Annotated in this window: 22 protein-coding genes; 17 read left to right on the plus strand and 5 right to left on the minus strand. The window is 32.6% G+C overall.

Annotated features, from left to right (window positions below; genetic code table 11):
* The first annotated feature begins 7 nt into the window (after nt 1-7).
* From KA814_RS02220 to KA814_RS02230, 3 genes are all read left to right on the plus strand, one after another.
* The gene (locus KA814_RS02220) at nt 8-367 is read left to right on the plus strand and encodes a DoxX family protein (RefSeq protein ID WP_046208468.1); all 360 of its coding nucleotides are present in this window, start codon (nt 8-10) and stop codon (nt 365-367) included.
* A gap of 626 nt (nt 368-993) precedes the next feature.
* Complete coding sequence (locus tag KA814_RS02225; protein ID WP_046208467.1) at nt 994-1,347, plus strand: transcriptional regulator, SarA/Rot family; 354 nt, start codon at nt 994-996, stop codon at nt 1,345-1,347.
* Nucleotides 1,348-1,521: 174 nt separating this feature from the next.
* Complete coding sequence (locus tag KA814_RS02230) at nt 1,522-2,604, plus strand: PTS sugar transporter subunit IIC (RefSeq protein ID WP_210122654.1); 1,083 nt, start codon at nt 1,522-1,524, stop codon at nt 2,602-2,604.
* Between the two features lie 346 nt (nt 2,605-2,950).
* Here the strand turns inward: KA814_RS02230 and KA814_RS02235 are convergent, their stop codons facing one another.
* The 4 genes from KA814_RS02235 to KA814_RS02250 are packed head-to-tail and all read right to left on the minus strand — an operon-like array spanning nt 2,951 to nt 5,948.
* Complete coding sequence (locus tag KA814_RS02235) at nt 2,951-3,652, minus strand: amino acid ABC transporter permease (RefSeq protein ID WP_064209365.1); 702 nt, start codon at nt 3,650-3,652, stop codon at nt 2,951-2,953.
* 12 nt (nt 3,653-3,664) lie between these two features.
* On the minus strand, nt 3,665-4,351 hold the full coding sequence (locus tag KA814_RS02240; RefSeq protein ID WP_046208464.1) for an amino acid ABC transporter permease: 687 nt from the start codon (nt 4,349-4,351) through the stop codon (nt 3,665-3,667).
* A complete protein-coding gene (locus KA814_RS02245; protein WP_210122655.1) occupies nt 4,348-5,202 on the minus strand; it encodes an amino acid ABC transporter substrate-binding protein in 855 nt (284 codons plus the stop codon). The genes KA814_RS02240 and KA814_RS02245 overlap by 4 nt, the downstream gene beginning before the upstream one ends.
* A complete protein-coding gene (locus KA814_RS02250; RefSeq protein WP_046208462.1) occupies nt 5,199-5,948 on the minus strand; it encodes an amino acid ABC transporter ATP-binding protein in 750 nt (249 codons plus the stop codon). The genes KA814_RS02245 and KA814_RS02250 overlap by 4 nt, the downstream gene beginning before the upstream one ends.
* Before the next feature lie 147 nt (nt 5,949-6,095).
* Here KA814_RS02250 and KA814_RS02255 point away from each other — a divergent pair, with 147 nt between their 5' ends.
* From KA814_RS02255 to KA814_RS02270, 4 genes are all read left to right on the plus strand, one after another.
* Complete coding sequence (locus KA814_RS02255) at nt 6,096-7,247, plus strand: acyl-CoA dehydrogenase family protein (protein WP_046208461.1); 1,152 nt, start codon at nt 6,096-6,098, stop codon at nt 7,245-7,247.
* Nucleotides 7,248-7,465: 218 nt separating this feature from the next.
* A complete protein-coding gene (locus KA814_RS02260; RefSeq protein WP_046208460.1) occupies nt 7,466-8,383 on the plus strand; it encodes an ABC transporter substrate-binding protein in 918 nt (305 codons plus the stop codon).
* A 193-nt stretch (nt 8,384-8,576) separates the two neighbouring features.
* On the plus strand, nt 8,577-9,125 hold the full coding sequence (locus KA814_RS02265) for a biotin transporter BioY (protein ID WP_046208459.1): 549 nt from the start codon (nt 8,577-8,579) through the stop codon (nt 9,123-9,125).
* A gap of 30 nt (nt 9,126-9,155) precedes the next feature.
* The gene (locus KA814_RS02270; protein WP_046208458.1) at nt 9,156-9,908 is read left to right on the plus strand and encodes a GNAT family N-acetyltransferase; all 753 of its coding nucleotides are present in this window, start codon (nt 9,156-9,158) and stop codon (nt 9,906-9,908) included.
* 326 nt (nt 9,909-10,234) lie between these two features.
* Here KA814_RS02270 and fdhD read toward each other — a convergent pair whose 3' ends face one another.
* Complete coding sequence (gene fdhD, locus KA814_RS02275) at nt 10,235-11,023, minus strand: formate dehydrogenase accessory sulfurtransferase FdhD (protein WP_046208457.1); 789 nt, start codon at nt 11,021-11,023, stop codon at nt 10,235-10,237.
* 166 nt (nt 11,024-11,189) lie between these two features.
* Here fdhD and KA814_RS02280 point away from each other — a divergent pair, with 166 nt between their 5' ends.
* From KA814_RS02280 to KA814_RS02325, 10 genes are all read left to right on the plus strand, one after another.
* Complete coding sequence (locus KA814_RS02280) at nt 11,190-12,206, plus strand: LacI family DNA-binding transcriptional regulator (RefSeq protein ID WP_210122656.1); 1,017 nt, start codon at nt 11,190-11,192, stop codon at nt 12,204-12,206.
* 99 nt (nt 12,207-12,305) lie between these two features.
* Entirely contained in the window at nt 12,306-13,466 is a 1,161-nt protein-coding gene (locus KA814_RS02285) for a galactokinase (protein ID WP_064209368.1), read from the plus strand.
* Nucleotides 13,467-13,495: 29 nt separating this feature from the next.
* Nucleotides 13,496-14,488 (plus strand): UDP-glucose 4-epimerase GalE, encoded by a 993-nt coding sequence (gene galE / locus KA814_RS02290; RefSeq protein WP_210122657.1) that lies wholly within the window; start codon nt 13,496-13,498, stop codon nt 14,486-14,488.
* Nucleotides 14,489-14,491: 3 nt separating this feature from the next.
* Nucleotides 14,492-15,985 (plus strand): UDP-glucose--hexose-1-phosphate uridylyltransferase, encoded by a 1,494-nt coding sequence (galT, locus tag KA814_RS02295; protein WP_046208453.1) that lies wholly within the window; start codon nt 14,492-14,494, stop codon nt 15,983-15,985.
* 103 nt (nt 15,986-16,088) lie between these two features.
* The gene (modA, locus tag KA814_RS02300) at nt 16,089-16,874 is read left to right on the plus strand and encodes a molybdate ABC transporter substrate-binding protein (RefSeq protein WP_046208452.1); all 786 of its coding nucleotides are present in this window, start codon (nt 16,089-16,091) and stop codon (nt 16,872-16,874) included.
* A gap of 12 nt (nt 16,875-16,886) precedes the next feature.
* Nucleotides 16,887-17,558 carry a molybdate ABC transporter permease subunit gene (gene modB / locus KA814_RS02305; protein WP_046208451.1) on the plus strand — a complete coding sequence of 224 codons (672 nt, stop codon included), beginning with the start codon at nt 16,887-16,889 and terminating at the stop codon, nt 17,556-17,558.
* Nucleotides 17,558-18,163 carry an ATP-binding cassette domain-containing protein gene (locus KA814_RS02310; RefSeq protein ID WP_046208450.1) on the plus strand — a complete coding sequence of 202 codons (606 nt, stop codon included), beginning with the start codon at nt 17,558-17,560 and terminating at the stop codon, nt 18,161-18,163. Before modB ends, KA814_RS02310 begins: the two co-directional genes overlap by 1 nt.
* Nucleotides 18,164-18,235: 72 nt before the next feature.
* Complete coding sequence (locus KA814_RS02315) at nt 18,236-19,066, plus strand: MBL fold metallo-hydrolase (protein WP_064209370.1); 831 nt, start codon at nt 18,236-18,238, stop codon at nt 19,064-19,066.
* Nucleotides 19,067-19,335: 269 nt separating this feature from the next.
* The gene (locus KA814_RS02320; RefSeq protein WP_064209371.1) at nt 19,336-20,340 is read left to right on the plus strand and encodes a ThiF family adenylyltransferase; all 1,005 of its coding nucleotides are present in this window, start codon (nt 19,336-19,338) and stop codon (nt 20,338-20,340) included.
* Between the two features lie 11 nt (nt 20,341-20,351).
* A complete protein-coding gene (locus KA814_RS02325; RefSeq protein ID WP_064209372.1) occupies nt 20,352-20,852 on the plus strand; it encodes a MogA/MoaB family molybdenum cofactor biosynthesis protein in 501 nt (166 codons plus the stop codon).
* Nucleotides 20,853-20,891: the final 39 nt, after the last annotated feature.

A 20,891-nucleotide genomic window follows, 5' to 3' on the forward strand; every position in this document is an offset into this window, starting at 1 on the left:
AGTAAAAATGATATTACGTTATTTAACAAATTTAAAATTAGCAAAAGAATTATATGGTGCAGCGAAACCTAAATTAAAAGGTGACAAATCTATGAAAGATACTTTCACTGAAGTATTTAATTTACCTGCAAATGCAGTACCTTTAGCTGGTGCTTTAGAATCATTAAGTGCAGTATTTTTCGTGCTAAGCTTTGCAAGTAAAAGATTATCACGTATTGCTTCGTTAATGACGATTACTGTGCTAGGTGTAGCAGCGTATAAACACTTTGAAGCTGGACATGGTAAAGCAGGTGCAAAACATGCACTTGATTTAACAGGATTAGCAGCGCTTAGCTTATTAGATACGTTAGATTGTAAAAAGAAATAATTATTCATTAAGGTATCGTCTAGATATCAATATGATAAAGTGTTTCTTTTTAAATAAAGAAAAACAAGAAATGAAAATTAACACAACTTGGGACTTTAATAAATGTCTCAAGTTGTTTTTTTATACAGATTTTTTATGAGAAAATTACTTGTAAATAGTGATAATTGAAACATTTCGTTTTAAAAACGACATTACACTTTGAAAATGATAATTTGATATTTATGTGTTTATAATGAGAGAGTGCTACAACATAGCTCCATGACATTAGGCAGTTTGTTTGGTTAATATAGTTGTTTGGTTGACGTATATAACAATGCTTATTATTAGATATGCCGAAGTATTTTTAGTTGGTTTTAGTGATCTTCAATTTATTAAATTAAAAGCAAATGCTAATAATTTTAAAAATTTATATAAGCTATTAGTGAATTTTTAGTAACAAAAAGGATATATGTAGCACTAAATTTTAATAATAAAAAGTGATATTAAAAAAATAGTAGTAAAACCTAATATTTTTCATAGTAAGCCATATTGAATTCAATAGCATAAATAGGATAAAATTATATTACATAAAGACAGGCACACATTGAAATATATTAACAACATGAAAAAACATAAGGAGTGGTTTTATGGAAAAATTAAAAGAATTAAGTGAACTAAACGAATTAATAACTTTGTATCAAAAAGGGAAACAGTTTTTCAAAGAAACTAAGAAATATCACAAATTAAATTATGAAGAAATATTTATTTTGAATTATATACATGAGTGTCAATCTTATGAGGTTACCGCAAAAGAAATTGCGCAATATTCAGAGTTAAAACCGTACTACTTAACGAAAGCATTGCAAAAATTAATTAAAATGGGTTATTTGAGTAAAAAGAGAAGTGATATTGACGAACGTACAGTTGTTGTATATATAAATGAAACACAACGTCAGAAAATTGAACATATGATAAAAACATTACAAGACTACCTAAAGTAACTCACTTTTGAAAATGAGTCGTGTTACATATATAAAAAAACGAATATTCTGAAAAGTGTAATTTTATTTTATTAATTATATATTGAACCAAAATATTATTTGAGTAAAACATTAAATGTGATATACTAATATTTGTTAAATGAAAGCGCATACAAATATTAGAAGGGTGTTTTTATGAATTTACTTTTAGGGGTTATATTTTTAGGTATTGTTTTATGTTTGTTTACACTTTTTACAAGTAAGGCACCAAATGGTGGAAAAGCAATGGGAGCGCTAGCAAATGCTGCAATTGCTTCTTTTTTAGTCGAAGCCTTTCATAAATATGTAGGTGGAGATTTAATGGGAATTCCATTTTTAGGCCAGTTAGGTGAAGCGGCAGGTGGCTTAGGCGGGGTTGCTGCTGCTGGTTTAGTTGCTTTAGCAATGGGCGTTTCTCCTGTATATGCATTTGTTATTGCCGTTGCATGCGGTAACATGGATTTACTACCAGGTTTTGTCGCAGGTTACATAGCCAGTTTTGGTATGAAATGGATAGAACAAAAATTTCCCGATGGTTTGGATTTAATAGGTTCAATTATTATCATTGCACCTATCACACGAATTATTGCAATTGGTGTAGCACCTGTTGTAGATGCGACATTATTGCAAATAGGTAATATCATTAAAGATTCGACAACTTCAAGCCCAGTACTAATGGGGATAGTGCTAGGGGGGATTATAACAGTTGTAGCAACTGCACCTTTAAGCTCAATGGCATTGACTGCGTTATTAGGACTTACAGAAACACCAATGGCAATTGGTGCATTGGCAGTTTTTGGATCATCGTTTATGAATTTTGTTTTGTTTAAACGAATGAAGTTCGGTGATCGTAAAACAACGATTTCTGTGGCTATTGAGCCGTTATCACAAGCAGATATCGTTACTGCCAATCCAATTCCTGTTTATGCTACAAATTTTGTAGGTGGCGCTGTATCGGGCGTTATTATTGCTATGTTTGGGCTCGTTAATGAAGCAACAGGCACTGCAACGCCAATTGCAGGCTTAATGGTGATGTTTGGCTTTAATAATGCATTGACTGTGATTATCGTTGCATTATTATGTGCAATAGGAAGTGCTGTTTGTGGTTACTTAGGATCTATTGTGTTCAAAAATTATCCTATTATAACTAAAGATGAATTACAAAATGGTAGAATGCCTAAAAAGGTTAAGAATTATTATAAAAGAAAAAGACAGTATGCCGAAAGTTTAGCAATGTAGCTATTAAAGACAATGTTATAGGAATAAATGAAAACTTAAAAAGACTGGAACGTCCATATCAATATCAAGGCCCGTAACTACATTTTGAAATAATGTAGTTACGGGCCTTTTTGATACTCATATTTTATATTGAGTGCTGATTTTTTGTCACTGTGAGATTGAAAAGAAAACGCATCATAAATGTTCAGTACATACGACTAACTATTATATTAACTGTAAAAAATAAGTCGTTTTGTATACATGTGTCAAGGTTAAAATTATAGATAAGCACATGGAGTATTGGAAATCGATAAAACAGAAAATTTAAATAAGTGTCTATATGAAAATGATTTTGTTCTATTGTGATTTATGCTGTGGTTTTTGAAGTCATATATTGTGCTGAACGGTTTTCAACTTTAGAAAATAACAATTCTAGTACTATGGCAAGTAACCAATAAAATATTGCTGCTACACTATATACAGTTATAAAACGATAGCCTTCATTTGCAATAACATGACTAACTGCCATAATCTCAGTAACTTGTACTGCGAATGCTAGAGAAGTTCCTTTGATAAGCATTATAAATTGATTTTCAATATTGGGAAGCGCATAGCTGAATGCTTGCGGTAATATAATTTCTTTGTAAGTTCTAATTGTTGAAAGTCCTACAGTTTGAGCAGCTTCAATTTGATCGGTATCGACTGAAAGTAATCCCCCTTTAATAGATTCTGACAAATATGCAACAGCATGTAAGGAAAACACAATAAATGCAATAACTAATGGTGAGAAAATATCAGGATTAATTGTCAATGTAAATTGTGCATTACTCCAAATCACTAATTTTGGTATGCCATAATACATAATAAATAATTGGACAATAAGTGGTGTGCTTCTAAAAAAAGAATTATATATCACTATAAATTGAGAGATAATTGGAATTTTTTTTGTTTGAATAAAAGCAAATAGTGTGCCGATAATTAAACCTACGATCATTGCTACAATTGAAATAATAATTGTATTTGGTACACCCTTAAGCACTTCTGAAACAGTATAAAGTATAAATGACAAAGTATTACCTCCTTAGACACGATATGGTTTTTGGGCTCGTTTATTGATGAGTGCAAATATAGTTTGTATGATAAGAGCGATTATCCAGTAAATAATAGATATGACGACATAAACTTCTAACATACCTAGTCCATAGTTATTTCCAATAATTAATTTAACTTGTCCCATCATATCAATAATCCCAATTGTAAAAGCTAAAGATGTGTCTTTAATTAGTTCAATCACTTGTGTCGTCAAGTTTGGAATACTGTTGCGTAACGCTTGTGGAATTATAATATCTACTAAAATCCGTGGGTAAGATAAACCGACAGATAGTCCTGCTTCAATTTGGCTATAGTCTACTGATTGGTATCCTGCCCGTATAATCTCTGAAAGATAAGCACCCGTATGCAATGTGAACGCTAAAATTACAAAAAACAGTCTGCTAAAATGATTGATATCGATTTGGATGAATAATAATAATTGCGGCAAAGCAAAATATGCCAAAAAAAGTTGTAAAATTAAAGGTGTACTTCGAATAAAAGACAGATAAATACGGACGATAGGTGATAATACTTTTACTTTTTTGATACGGATGGTTGCTAATAAGCACCCAAGTATTAAGGCAAAAAAGAGTGACAATATAAAGATGAATAGTGTTATGGGTAATTGTTGTAAAACTTGGCCGAATAAATCACCCCAGTTAACAGAATTTGTCATGATTGTACCTCCAATTTATCTTTTTGCTTGTTTATTTCATCCAAATCATCAAATACATTGATATCAAAATATTTTTCAGAAAGTTTTTGTAATTCACCTTCATCTATTAGTTCTTGAGTAGCTTGATCAATGTCGTCATGCAATTTTTGATGCTTTTTATTATAGACAATATGCAATGATTCTTTTTTTATAATTCCGCCAATTTTAACATCAGCATTGATTTGTTTTTGAATCGCATTGTAAGTGTTCCAGTTTAAAATCATGGCATCACGTCTGTTATTGCTAACCATTTTTAAATTGTCCCCGTTAGAAGGTTCTTGAATAGTATCGATATCAATTTTTGGAGAATGTGAATTATTATACTGAGATAATATAGAGTATAATCCGCCACTTGGTGCCATTGGTGTTAATTTTTTATCAGGTAAGTCATTGAGTGAATGTATATCAGAATTATTTTTATGAACAACAATTAAAGGCAATGCGTAACTATAAGGAACGTCTTGATAGAGAAATTGTTTTTCGCGTTCAGGTGTTTTGAAAAACCAGTTAATTCCCATATCAAACTTTCCAGCACCAATACCTACAAGATTAGATTCTTCCTCGCCAGCTTCATAGTTAAACTGATATTGCGGTAACTTTTTTTCTAATAGTTTTAGGTAGTCTATATCCAAACCGGCAAACTCATTTTGTTTATTTGTATACAAATAAGGCGGATTAACTTCTGCAGAAATTGCTACTTTGATTTCTTTTTTATTATTATGACTTGAGGATTCTTGTGTTTGCCTACATCCACTAAATAACACCGTAATCAACAATGAAATGATTAAAATACGTAACTTATTATTTTTCATAATAAGTCACGCTCCATTTCTACGGTGTTTAAAAAACGATTAATTCTTTTAGAATCAGAAGATTCTAAAACTGATTGTGGTGTACCTTGTTTCAATATTTTACCTTCATCTATAAATAGAATTTGATCTGCAATTGCTTTAGCAAATTGTATTTCATGAGTGACGATTACCATGGTCATGCCTTCTTGTGCAATAGATTTGATAAGTGACAATACGCCTTGAATTGATTCAGGATCTAACGCAGACGTAGGTTCATCTAATAGCAGTACTTCTGGATTAAGCGCTAAGGCACGTATGATTCCTATGCGTTGACTTTGACCACCAGATAGTTGTGAAGGATATTTATCTTTTTGGTTTAATAAATTAAAACGCTCTAAATAAGAAATGGCCATTTCATTTGCCTGTTTAGCAGGCATTTTTTTACCATGTATCAAGCCAACTGTAATGTTTTCAAGAATTGTTTTGTTTTTGAATAAATTATAGTTTTGAAACACCATCGCAGATTTCTTTCTTAACTGTGAAATATCTTTTTTTGAATGTTTATCGGCGACAAAATTTTGATTACCAATTTGAATTGTACCTGATTTTGGTATCGCTAACGCGTTCAATGTTCTAAGTAGCGTTGTTTTACCTGATCCACTTGGACCGATGATAGCAGTCACAGTTCCCTTATTTTGTGAAAAGCTAACGCCATTAAGAACAGTATGATTTTTATATTTATGTATTAAATGTTCAACTGTAATCATTTTAAACCCCCAGAATATCAATACGTACAAAGTATCACATTAATCCTTATCGGTAAAGTAAGATTTTGTAATCTAATAGCTTTTATTCGTTATAAGCGAGTGTTACACTAAGTTTAATAGAGAAAAGTCTAAAATGAGGTGGACACTGTGAATTATTCTGCATTAATACATACAGAGATACAAAAAAAGTGGATAGATAAATTTGATTCAATCAAAGCGCAGTTTAAAGAAAAAGCTGATTATAATGATAAACATTCAAGATTTCCATATGAAAATATTGATTGGTTGGTAAAAGAAGGTTATACGTTATTAACGTTACCTAAAGCATATGGTGGTGAGGGTGCGACTGTTGAAGATATGGTTGTACTACAGACATATTTAGGAGCAATAGATGGTGCGACTGCACTTTCAGTTGGCTGGCACCTTAGTGTTGTTGGGCAATTATATGAACAACATGCTTGGGAACAAGATATGCTAGAGCGCTTTGCAGTAGAAGTGAAAAAAGGTGCATTAGTTAACAGAGCTGTCAGTGAAGCCGAAACAGGTAGTCCTACACGCGGCGCAAGACCTGCTACACATGCAATAAAAAAAGATAACGGTTTTGTGATTAATGGGGTCAAAACCTTTACTTCAATGAGTAGAAGATTAAGCCATTTTATTGTAAGTGCCTATTATGAAGAAATTGATACTGTTGGTTTTTTCTTGATATCTGAAGATACGCCTGGTGTGGAGATTGCAGACAATTGGAATATGGTAGGCATGCGTGCAACTGAAAGTCACGATTTGATTTTAAATGATGTTTTCATTCCAGAAGAAAATTTTGTAGAAATAAGAGGTGCGGGTGGCAAGCAACCTAATGGCTGGATACTACATATCCCTAGTACATATCTAGGTATTGCACAAGCGGCGAGAGATTATGCCGTAGATTTTGCAAAAAATTATAGTCCTGCAAGTATTGATGGTGTGATTGGCGATATTTCAACTGTACAGCAAAATGTTGGTAAAATGGAATCATTACTATTGTCTGCACGCCACTTTTTATGGAGTACTGCAGCGTTATACAACCAACAACAAGAGATACCGATTTGGAATGAAACTTCAGCAAGTAAAGTGTTGGTGATGAATCAAGGTTTAGAAGTAATAGATATTGCCATGCGTATTGTGGGCGCTAAGAGTTTAGAAATGGAACGACCATTGCAACGTTATTATAGAGATATGCGAGCTGGTCTGCATAATCCGCCGATGGAAGACATGGCCTATACTAATATTGCGCATAGTGTATTAGGCCACTTTAAATAAATGCCGAGAACATGGCTTGTCTTTATAGTCAATGAAATCTTTGAATAAACGATTTATATTGGAATGAGTATATGAAATCAATGATTAAAGTTGATTTTCTAACTCATTCCTTTTTTTATTTTTTAAAATAATAAAAATTTTAGGTTTTCTATTGTACAAATTTTATAATCATTATATAATTCAATGGTAATGATAATCATTTTCAATGGAGGAGACTTATGAAAAAATTAATATTTCCAATAATTATAATGGTTCTAATATTAGCAGCTTGCGGCAAAAAATCTGAAAGCGGCTCAGATAGTAACAAAGAAGACACAAAAGCTTATACATTAGATAGCGGAAAGAAAATTGATATACCTAAAAATCCTGAACGTATTGCAGTTGTTGCACCTACATACGCAGGCGGAATAAAATATTTAGGAGGTAAAATTGTAGCTGTCAATGAGCAAGTCGATAACAGTCATATTTTAAAAGATAAATTTAAAGATGTTGAAAAAGTTGGAGAAAATGATGTTGAAAAAGTTGCAAAAACAAAACCAGATTTGATCGTAGCTTACTCTACAGATAAAAACATTAAAAAGTATAAGAAGATTGCACCGACTGTTGTTTACGATTATGGTAAACATAAATATTTAGATCAACAAAGACAATTAGGTAAACTACTTGGAAAAGAAGATAAAGTAAAAAAATGGGAAGAAAAATGGAAATCACAAACTGAAAAAGATGGTGAAGCAATCAAAGCGAAAATTGGTGAAGATACAACAGTGTCAATTTTTGATGAATTTGATAAAAAACTTTACACTTACGGACCTAACTGGGGACGTGGAGGAGAAGTTATGTACCAAGCATTTGGATTAAAGATGCCTAACAAACTCAATGAGTTAGTTAAAAAAGAAGGCTGGGCTGAAATTAAACAAGAAAAACTAGCGGATTATGCTGGTGATTATATCGTTTCCACGAGTGAGGGTAAATCAAAACCAGGTTATAAAAAAACTGATCTATGGAACAACTTATCTGCAGTTAAAAATAATCATGTTATAGAAGTGCAAGCAGAAACTTATTGGTACAACGACCCTTATACATTGGAGTATATGAGAAAAGATTTGAAAGAGAAATTTTTAAAAACGAATTCATAATCTATTATTTACAGTAGTATTTTAGAGATTTAAATAAATATCACCAAAATAAAACATGAGCGTGTGACAAAGCAAAGATGTCTCAAGCTCATGTTTTTTTGTTTAGAAAAAGATTATAAATTTAAATTGTAAACTTTTTATTTTTAACAGTTTACATTTGTGGTATAATTTTTTCATCGAAGGAGGTTTGATGATGTCAACGAAATATTTAGTTTATACTGCTTTAATGACTGCTATTATTGCAGTTTTAGGTTTTGTACCTGCAATACCATTACCCATAATGCCTGTACCAATTGTGTTACAAAATATCGGTATATTTCTAGCTGCCATTTTATTAGGTCGTAAATATGGCACATTGAGTGTCGTTGTTTTATTACTTTTAGTTGTTGCTGGATTACCATTGTTATCAGGTGGCCGTGGTGGTATTGGTGTTTTTGCAGGACCATCAGCAGGTTTTTTATTTATGTATCCTGTTATTACATATCTTATTGGTCTTGTAAGAGACTTATATTTGAAAAAGATCAACTTTATTGTATTATTAATAACAACTGTATTGATAGGTGTCGTTTTGTTAGATGTTGTGGGTACGATTATAATGGGACTTATTACAAATTTGCCAATTTCTAAATCAATCATGTTATCTTTTGTCTTTATGCCAGGAGATGTTATTAAAGCGCTAATTGCTAGTTTAATAGGCAATATCATGTTAAACCATAGTCGATTCAAGCAATTACTTAAGTAGAATTAATTGAGACAAAGAGGAGGAGAAATGATGGTGAACATAACTTTGAGTAATATTTTCCAACCTGGGAATGTTTACGTTGAAGATGCATATAAAACTATTTATTTAACTCCTCAAATGCCTTTAATATTTGATGCAAATAAATGGGTGTATAAACAAATGCCTTCAATTCAACAATGGAAAGCGGATATAGCTACACAAACTGATTTTCATAAGCAACAAAACTCTAATCATTTAACTTTTACTTTTCCGGAAAACGTAGCATTAGACCAACAATGGTTAGGATTAATTAGCCAAGAGCAATTTGAATTAGGACTCATGGAGTTATATGCGATTGAACCTCAAAAATTCAAAAAGTATATAGACTCTGAAGTAGAAGTTAAAGTAGTGGATGCGCATACTATAGATGATTATATTAGTGTTCATAGTCAATTTGCAGCACCATATGGTGAGGGGTATGTTAAAGAAAGTACAAATATGATAAAAAATCAATATATTAATGATGCTAAAACACGTCTTATAGCATATAGGCAGGGTGTTCCAGCTGGTATATTAGATTTGATCATAGATGAGACAACTGTGGAAATTGATGGATTTGGTGTTTTAACATGCCATCAAAGACAAGGCGTCGGTAGTGTGATGCAAAGTTTTGCTGCAGAATTAGCCATGCCCAAACCATTGATTTTGATCGCCGATGGAGAAGATAGTGCTAAAGATATGTACGTGAAGCAAGGTTATGTTTTTATCAGTTTTTGTTATCACATTGTAAAAGAAGATATTTGAAAAAGTCTCATTTTTACTTTAATTAAAAAATATGCTCGCAACGTGAGCGTACTATACTGTCCGACAAAGCCATTAACTTTGTCGACATTTTTTTATGCATATTTTCTGAAGGTACTGTTTTATGGTGTAATATTTGGCTGATGTTTTTTGTAAGTATTAGCGTTAACCCACATCCAACATTAAATACATTATTAATTTTGAATGAGTGTAGATACTTTTATCAAAGCGCATCATTTAATAGATAAAAAAAACAAACCTCAGGTGAATCATCACTTAAGATTTGTCTTTAATTTGGTATTTTTATGATGTAAAGGGCGTTTAACACATTATGATATTATGCGCTCTGGATGGCTATAAACATTAAAATTACCATCCCGAATAAAACCAATTGCTGTAATATTTAAATCATTGGCAAGTGTTACAGCTAATGTGGTTGGTGCGGATTTAGATAAAATCACACCAACGCCAATTTTCGCAGCTTTAATAAGGATTTCGGAAGATATACGCCCACTAAATATTAATACTTTATCTCGCACAGGTATATGATGTTGTATGCAATAACCATAAAGTTTATCTAAGGCATTATGTCTACCTATATCTTGTCTATGTTCAAAAAATGCCTCTCCATCACTGATGGCAGCATTATGCAATCCACCAGTTTGTTTGAAAATTTTACTTGCACTTTGTAAACGTGTCATCATGTTAAGGACTTGGTGAGGGGTGAGTTTAATTTTAGACATTGATGTTTTAGCTATTGCAGCATCATTGTGGAAATAAAATTCACGACTCTTACCACAGCAAGATGCAATCATCCGTTTAGTAGAATATTCAAACCGGTCATTAAGTGATTTGGTTAATTCGACATGTGCAAAGCCTTTACTATCATCAATTTGGATTGATTTCAAATCATCACTTTTTAAAATAGCACCTTCTGAAGCTAAAAAACCTAGTACTAATTCTTTCATATGATTTGGACTGCAAATGACCGTTGCAAATTCTTCACCATTGACCATAATCGTCAGTGGGAATTCTGTGACATAGTGATCTGTTGTTTCAATAAGTTTACCTTCTTCATATCTAACAATATGTTGGTTTGTTAAAACATCTTCGTTCATAGTATTTATCCCCCAGTTCCTATTCACTATCTATTTTAGCGTATTTTTTGTTGCAAAAAAATAAATTGCATTTATATCCAAAAGCTTAACTGCAATATTTGTTTGATATATACCAGACTTAGAAGTAAACTTATAGTAAACACAATAGTGAGGGGTGATTCGGCAAATGGCTAGTATAAGAGATATTGCGAAAGAAGCAAGGGTGAGTCCAGGAACGGTTTCCCGCGTATTAAATAATGATCCCACCTTATCTGTCGCGGAAGAAACGAGAAAAAGAATATACGACATAGCAGAAAATTTTCAATATAAAAAAGCTGAAAGAAAAAATAAAAGTATACAAATTATTACTTATGCATCAAGAGCCAAAGAAATGTCTGATCCGTATTATCGTGAGATTAGATTAGCTATTGAAGCAGAAGTAAAACGTTTAAATCTATCATTAAAAAGAACACTTCGCATTGATGGAGAACATGATGCGATTGATTTTACTAAAATAGCCAAAGCTGGCGCAATTATTGTTGTAGGTAATTTTGCTGCAGAAGCTATTCTAGAATTGCAGAGTTACAATCAGAATATTGTGGTTATTAATAACCCTAACACGCCTAAATCAGTTGATGCAGTGTATTCGGATTTATACGATGCAATGACTCAACTATTAGATGATATAGATCATTCAGAATTAAACGATATTGTTTACGTAGGTGGTACTCATACAATAAAAAACCTTGCAGGCATGCCAACACTAAATAATCAAAATATTGAAGATAAACGGTATATCGCATTCAATGATTGGTGTAATAAGCACCGAAGAAAAGGTGAAGTATTAATGAATGGTTGGCATAAAGAAGATGGTATAAATGCAGTAAACGAAGTATTACAAAACCAGCATCTACCTCAAGTTTTTATCGCAGGTAACGATATGATCGCTTTAGGCATATTGCAACAACTACAACTAAAAAAATACACTTTACCTGATGATATCAAATTGATAAGTTTTAACGATTTGGAAGTGATTCAGTATGCGGTTCCTTCTATAAGTAGCGTACATATACCGATAGACGACTTCGGAAAAATAGCAGTAAGAATGGCAGAAGAGAGAATAAATAAAACAAGGAAAATTGCTATTCATGTAATTGCAGAAGCACAACTGAAAGAAAGGATGACTTTTAAAGTTAATAAGTGAAGTGTATTGACAAAACATTTAGTAAACAAGTAAACTTTATTTAAGTTTACTAAGGGTTTTTATTATTGTGTATATCGATTTTTAAAGGAGCGGGATGTTATGTTAGAAGCTATGCGCGAGAAATTCGAAAGTTTATTTGACGTAAAGCCTGAAGTGAGTGCATTTGCACCAGGAAGAATTAACTTAATAGGAGAACATACTGATTATAATGGGGGGTATGTGTTTCCAGCAGCAATTGAATTAGGAACGTATGGTTTAGCTGTTAAAAGAGAAGATAAATTGGTTCGCCTATATTCTAATAATTTTGAAACGGTTGGTATGATTTCTTTCGACTTAGAACATTTAGATTTTCATAAAGAGCATGATTGGGCGAATTATCCGAAAGGTGTTATTAAATATTTAGTAGAAGCTTTTTCAGAAATTAATCAAGGCTTTGATATTTTGGTAGAAGGTAATATTCCAAACGGCGCTAGCCTTTCATCTTCTGCATCAATCGAATTATTAACCGGTTGGTTGGTAAAGCAGTTATTTAACTTGAATTTAGAGAGATTAGAACTTATTAAGATAGGGCAACGTACTGAAAATCAATTTATGGGTGTCAACTCAGGGATTATGGATCAATTCATTATAGGTATGGGGAAAGCAGAACATGCCATATTACTAGATACTGCAACGTTAGATTATGAATATGTACCTGCTAAGTTTGGAGACTATGTCATATCCATCATGAATACCAATAAACGTCGCTCATTAACTGAAAGTAAATATAATGAGCGTAGAAGTGAATGTGAATCTGCACTGTCATCATTACAACAAAAATTAAATATTGAGTCTTTAGGTGAATTAACAATGGAACAATTTGAAAAACATCAAATGCTTATTAAAGATGATGTGAAACGCAAAAGAGCAAAACACGCTGTTTCAGAGAATGAACGTACGAAACTTGCTTATCAAGCATTATCTGTTAATGATTTTGAAAAATTTGGCCATTTATTAAATGATTCGCACGCCTCATTAAAAGATGATTATGAAGTAACAGGTATCGAGCTTGATACATTGGCGGAAACTGCGCAACAAGTGGAAGGCGTACTCGGTGCAAGAATGACTGGTGCTGGCTTTGCAGGATGTGCAATTGCTTTAGTGCACAAAAATCAAATTCAAGCACTAGAAGATGAAGTCTCAAATAAATATATAGAAAAAATCGGCTATGAGCCATCGTTTTATCATGTGGGCATTAGTGATGGTGTAAAAACAATTTAAAATAAATTTGAAAAAGAAAGGATTTTTCCATGAGCGTATTAGTATTAGGTGGCGCAGGTTATATTGGAAGCCATGCCGTAGACCAATTAATTCATAGAGGCTATGATGTTGTAGTTGTAGATAATTTAGGCACTGGACATAAAGCAGCAATACACAATAAAGCGAAATTTTACGAAGGTGATATTCGTGATAAAGCATTTTTAGAAAATGTATTTAATAGTGAAAATATTGACGGTGTATTTCATTTTTGCGCATACTCATTAGTTGGTGAATCTGTAGAGAAACCATTAACATATTTTAATAATAATGTTAATGGTCTACAAGTATTGTTAGAAGTGATGTATGACCATGATGTCATGCATATTGTTTTCTCATCAACAGCAGCTGTATATGGTGAACCTGACTCTGTGCCAATTACAGAAAATGATTCTAAAACACCAACAAGTCCTTATGGTGAAAGTAAATTAATGATGGAAAAAATGATGCATTGGTGTCATGAAGCATATGGTGTGAATTTTGCTGCACTCCGATACTTTAATGTTGCAGGCGCTAAAGAACACGGCATAATAGGGGAAGATCATAGACCTGAAACACATTTAATCCCAATTGTATTACAAGTAGCGTTAGGGCAAAGAGATGAACTAACTGTTTTTGGTGATGATTATGATACGGAAGATGGCTCTTGCATACGAGATTATTTACATGTCGTTGATTTAATAGATGCGCATATTTTAGCGTTTCAACATTTAAAAAATGGTGGAGAATCAGGTGCGTTTAACTTAGGTAGTAGCCAAGGTTATTCAGTGTTTGAAATTTTAGAAGCAGCAAGAAAAGTCACAGGTAAAACAATAAACGCAGTTGTTGGTGAAAGAAGAACTGGAGATCCTAGCAAATTAATTGCATCAAGTAATAAAGCACAGGAAGTATTAGGATGGAAACCTAAACATGATGATATACACGATATTATTGGTTCTGCTTGGCAATGGCATGAAAAGCACCCTAACGGGTATCAGGAGGTATAATGGATGTTATTGAATCACTACGCTGTCCAACTATTTGTATCTCACGCTATAGCACATGGAGATTATGAAGTGGAAGATGCCATTTATATTCAAAATAGATTGCTGAGTATTTTAAATGCTTCAGGCATAGAGGACACAACATCTTCCAAATTTAATTCTGAGACTACAGCGCTTGAGATAACGCAATATTGGATTCAAGAAGCAATCAATGCGAAATGTATAGATGACGCTTTATATAGCAAAGAAATCATTGAAGCACAAATATTAGATTTAATCACACCACGACCATCTGTACTGAACTATAAGTTTTATGAATTATATCAACAGAGTCCAAAGAAAGCGACAGACTATTTTTATAACATAACCAAACGCAATCATTATGTGAAAGAAGATGCAATTGCGCATAATATAAATTTCAACACAGCAAGTGAGTATGGTGATATGGAAATAACAATCAATTTATCCAAACCAGAAAAAGATGCTAAACAAATTGCCAAAGCGAAAGAAGCGCCTGCAACAGATTATCCTAAATGTGCACTATGCATGGAAAATGAAGGTTTTAAAGGGTCTGTAATACAAGCAGCGAGAACAAATCACCGTATCATCAGATTGAACTTAGGACAAGAACAATGGGGATTTCAATATTCTCCATATGCCTATTTCAAAGAACATAGTATTGTGTTATCTCAATCACATGTTCCTATGAAGATAGATAAGCAAACATTTGTACAACTGTTGGATTTTGTAGATAAATTTCCGCATTATTTTATTGGTTCAAATGCAGATATTCCGCTTGTTGGCGGTTCAATATTGACACACAATCATTATCAATCGGGTAGACACACATTTCCGATGGATAATGCTAAGGAAATGAACAATTTTAACTTAAAACAATTTTCAACAGTAACGGCTTCTACATTGTATTGGCCTATGAGTGTTATTCGTTTGAAAAGCGAAGATAAAAATGATTTGGTGGCAGCGGCAGAATTTATTAGAAAAGCATGGAATAGTTATTCAGATGAAACTGTAGATATAAGAGCATACAGTAAAAATGGTGAGCGTCATCATACTGTAACGCCGATTGCCCGTTATAGAGAACAACAATATGAACTTGATATTGTTTTAAGAGACAATCAAACATCGGAACAATATCCAGATGGTATATTTCATCCCCATCAAGACGTTCAACATATCAAGAAAGAAAACATTGGATTAATAGAAGTAATGGGGACTGCCATTTTGCCTGGTAGATTAAAACAAGAATTACAACAGGTTAAAGCATTTTTATTAGGTGAACAACAACAAGTGCCAAGCATACATCAACCATGGGCAGAAGACATGACACAACGATATGATATTCATGAGAAAAACGTAAATGAAATTATTGAAAAAGAACTTGGTTTCAAATTCAAACGTGTACTTGAAGACGCAGGTGTATTTAAAAACACATCACAAGGCCAAAGTGCATTTAAAACATTTATAGCATCGTTACAATAAATATTTTGAAAATTGAGCTATACGAAGTACCTTTTACTTTTGTATACGCTCTTTTTTTTTGAAATAAATAGGCATATAATTATATGAAAAAGGAGACAATCAAATGAAAAACACTTGGAAATTTTTAATGATTGCAACGATTATGGCATGTATATTAATAACTGGATGCTCTAATAGCGATAAGAAGCAGAGCGAAAAAGATGCTAGCACTCAGGATGATCATAAGAAAGAAATACATATTTCAGCTGCAGCAAGTTTAACAGATGTCACTAAAGATTTAGAACGAGCATTTAACAAAAAACATAAAAATGCTAAAATCACCTTTAATTATGGTGGGTCAGGCGCATTGAGACAACAAATAGAAAAAGGCGCACCTGTAGATGTATTTATGTCTGCAAATACAAAAGATGTAGATGCTTTAGGTAAGCAAGCTCAAAATAAATATGAATACGCACAAAATGACTTAGTGCTTATAGGTGAAGATAATAGTACATATAAGAATGTGTCTGATTTAAAACAAGGTGAAAAATTGGCTATTGGCGAGACTAAATCTGTGCCTGCAGGGAAATATGCTGAGCAATACTTAAAAGATCATCAATTATATGATGATGTTAAACCACATTTAGTTTTTGCAAAAGACGTGCGACAAGTATTAAATTATGTTGAAAAAGGCAATGCTCAATTAGGTTATGTTTATAAAACAGATTTATATCAAAGTCAAAAAAATGGTGATAGTAACGTAAAAGAAATTCAAACCGCTAAATTAAAACAGCCAATCACATATAAGTCAGCGACAGTTTCAGATAAAAAATTAGCAACAGCGTGGATTGAATTTTTAAAAACAGATGAAGCGCAAGAAATTTTAAAAAAATATAAATTTAAAGTATAGGGGGTAGCAGAAATGCCAGATGTCACGCCGTTTTGGATATCATTAAGGGTTGCAATTATCAGTACGATTATCGTTACGATACTAGGTGTTTTTATATCAAGATGGTTGTATAAGCGTCGTGGCTTTATAACGAGACTTTTAGAAAGTTTCATTGTCTTACCAATTGTGTTACCACCGACAGTGATGGGTTTTATTTTACTGATTGTATTTTCACCACATAGTGTGGTTGGAAGATTTTTTAGCGATGTATTACATTTGCCAGTTGTATTTACTTTAACTGGTGCCATAATAGCCTCCATCATTGTCAGCTTTCCGCTGATGTATCAGCATACTGTACAAGGATTTAGGAGTATAGATCCTAAAATGTTGAATACTGCAAGAACGATGGGTGCAAGTGAAAATAAAATTTTTATGAAATTAGTTTTACCGTTATCTAAGCGCTCAATACTTGCTGGTGTAATGATGAGTTTTGCACGAGCAATTGGAGAATTTGGTGCTACGTTAATGGTAGCAGGTTATATTCCTAATAAAACTAACACGTTACCTTTAGAAATATATTTTTTAGTAGAGCAGGGAAAAGAGAATCAAGCATGGTTATGGGTGATTGTATTAGTTGCATTTGCTATCACTGTAATTGGTACAATCAATCTATTGAATAAAGATGGTTATCGGGAGGTTCGTTAATGCTTAATATATCTTTGAATCATCTTTTAAATAGTACACAATTACATGTAAAAATAGATGATACTACACCTAAAATTTATGCCATTAAAGGACCTTCAGGTATAGGTAAAACAACAATTTTAAATATGCTTGCTGGTCTACAGCAACCAGATCAAGCGTATATACAGATTAACGACCATATATTGACAGATACTACTTCAAATGTTGATGTAAAAATTCAAAAACGCAATATCGGTTATTTATTTCAAGATTATCAATTATTTCCAAATATGACTGTGTTTCAAAACATCACTTTTATGACACAGTATTCACAGCATATAGACAATTTGATGAATCAATTAAACATTGTTCACTTAAAGGATAAATTTCCAATACGTTTATCTGGTGGTGAATCCCAACGTGTTGCATTAGCTAGAACATTGAGTACTAAACCAGACTTGATGTTACTAGATGAGCCGTTTTCTAGTTTAGATGATACAACAAAAGCAGAAAGTATTTTGTTAGTAAAACGAATCTTTAAATTATGGAATATACCTATTATTTTTGTTACTCATTCTCAATATGAAGCAGAAGTACTGGCACATGAAATTATTAATATCGGATGATATGCAACTATAATTTATGAGAGGTTGCGTAAGAATTATGATCACATTTATAAATAAGTAGGGGGTGATCCAATGATAATCGAATGTTTAGGAACTTCTGGGGGTGTACCAACACTTTATCAATCAGTTTCACAGCATAAAGATGCACAAAAACGAACAGGGCCTGGTATCTTCATTCATGATTTACAATTACTAATCGACACTTCGGAAGATATATTTCAACAACTAAGACAATCAAAAATTTATGATATAAAATATGGCATTTATTCTCATTGGCATCCAGATCACACGATGGGGATGAGGATATGGGAAACACTCAATTTTGATTTTATTCACAAAGTACCTAAGTCCAAAACGACAACGGTTTATATTACAACTCAAGAAGTGGAAGATTTTAAAGCATATTTTGCGCGTTGGGAATATGTTCAATATTTAGAATCATTAGGCGTAATTAACCTAGTAATTGTTGACAATGATGCAGAAATTAGTTTTGAAGACACAACAGTAGAGTGGATTCAATTAGCAGAGCAATTCGCGTTTGGTTTTTATTTAACTACAAATACCAAACGTATACTTATTATTCCAGATGAAATTAAAGGCTTTCGACCAACGGAGAAGTTGAAAAATGTTGATGTTGCTATTTTACCTTTTGGTAGCAATGAAGTTAATCCTATAACTAATGAACGTATTCATCCAGAAGGTATGTTAAATGCTTTAGGAGAGGTTACATTCGATGAATGCGTGACTATTGCTAAAACTATTAATGCTAAGCATACATATTTTACTCATATTGAAGCTACTGAAAGTTTAACGAAGGCACAAATTAAACAATTAGAAGAGCGATTAGAAGAAGATGGCTTAAAATCAACCATTTCATTTGATGGATTGAAAATTCAAATTTAAATAATGATTAGTGATTTTAATACCAAAAATCAAAGTATCAGCAATCGCCATAAATGTATCATTATATTTTTTGAAACTGTTTTGCGATAAAGAGTAGGACTATGAAATCAATATCTAGTTTTGATTTTGTACCTACTCTTTTATTTTGCCTTTTGGGTAATATGAATAAAAGTGGTGTACATGATTTTTGATTAATGAATTCAAACCGTTGTTACAGAGAACGCCAAGATTTATAATGAAAATAATGACGCAAAGTGAGGGATTTCAAAGTGAATGAAGAACGTTATTCAAGGCAAATGCTATTTAAGCATATAGGCACATCTGGGCAAGAGAAAATTATGAATGCACATGTGCTAATTATTGGTATGGGTGCTTTAGGAACACACCTTGCGGAAGGACTTGTGAGAGCTGGTGTAGGTGAGTTGACGATTGTCGATAGAGATTATATTGAATTTAGTAACTTGCAGCGCCAGACGATGTATACAGAAATGGATGCAGTAGATAAGTTACCTAAAGTAGTCGCAGCTGAACGAAATCTAATGGCAATACGTCAAAATCTGAACTTGCACATACACATTGCACATGTTGATCGATTATTCTTAGAAACATATGCGCAAGATATTGAACTTATACTAGATGCTACAGATAATTTTGAAACAAGACAATTGATTAATGATTTTGCTTATAAAAATACCATACCATGGATTTACGGTGGCGTCGTACAGAGTACTTATGTGGAAGCAACATTTATACCTAAACAAACACCGTGTTTTAACTGTTTAATTCCACAGTTACCTACAATTAATATGACCTGTGATACAGTAGGTGTTATTCAGCCAGCAGTCACTATGACGACCAGTTTACAATTAAGAGATGCATTAAAAATATTAACTGGCGCAACAATAGCGACTAAAGTTACTTACGGTGATATTTGGGAAGGCACACACTTTACATTTGGCTTTAGTAAATTGCATGATAGTGCTTGTACAACTTGTGGTACACAACCGACATATCCTTATCTCAATACAACACAAAGACAATTTGCAAGTTTATGTGGCAGAGATACTGTTCAATATGAAAACCCAGAAATTTCCCAGGAAATGTTAGAAGCATTTTTACAACAACAAGAAATACCATATCAACGTAATCCTTACATGTTACATTTTGAATACAAAAAACATAGAATTGTTAGCTTTAAAGGCGGGAGATTATTAATTCATGGGATGACTCGCCCACAACAGGCGATAACGTTGATCAACCAATTATTCGGCTAAGGAGGTTTAATATGCATACAAATGTAAAGCTTGATAGAAATATTAGATGTGCAGTATTAACTGTTTCTGATACAAGAGATTATGAAACCGATAAAGGTGGTAAATTAGTTAAAGAGTTACTTTCAACATTAAACGTTACGATTACAGAATCACATTATAAAATTGTTAAAGATGAACAAACTGTAATTACTGAGCAATTAAAGCATTGGCTAGCAGAGGATATTGATGTCATTATCACCACAGGAGGTACTGGTATAGCACAAAGAGATGTAACGATAGAAGCTGTTTCCAGTTTGATTACGAAGGAAATTGAAGGATTCGGAGAATTATTTAGATATCTAAGTTATACAGAAGATGTTGGGACTCGTGCGTTGTTATCTCGAGCAATTGCTGGCACGGTAAATAATAAATTGATTTTCAGTATACCAGGCTCTACTGGTGCAGTTAAATTAGCATTAAATAAGCTCATTAAACCAGAATTGAATCATTTAGTGCAAGAGATTACAAAATAAATTAGAGCCCAACATTTTAAGTTTGTTGGACTCTATTTC

The organism is Staphylococcus sp. GDY8P196P (genome assembly GCF_017891705.1).
Taxonomy (GTDB): domain Bacteria; phylum Bacillota; class Bacilli; order Staphylococcales; family Staphylococcaceae; genus Staphylococcus; species Staphylococcus ureilyticus.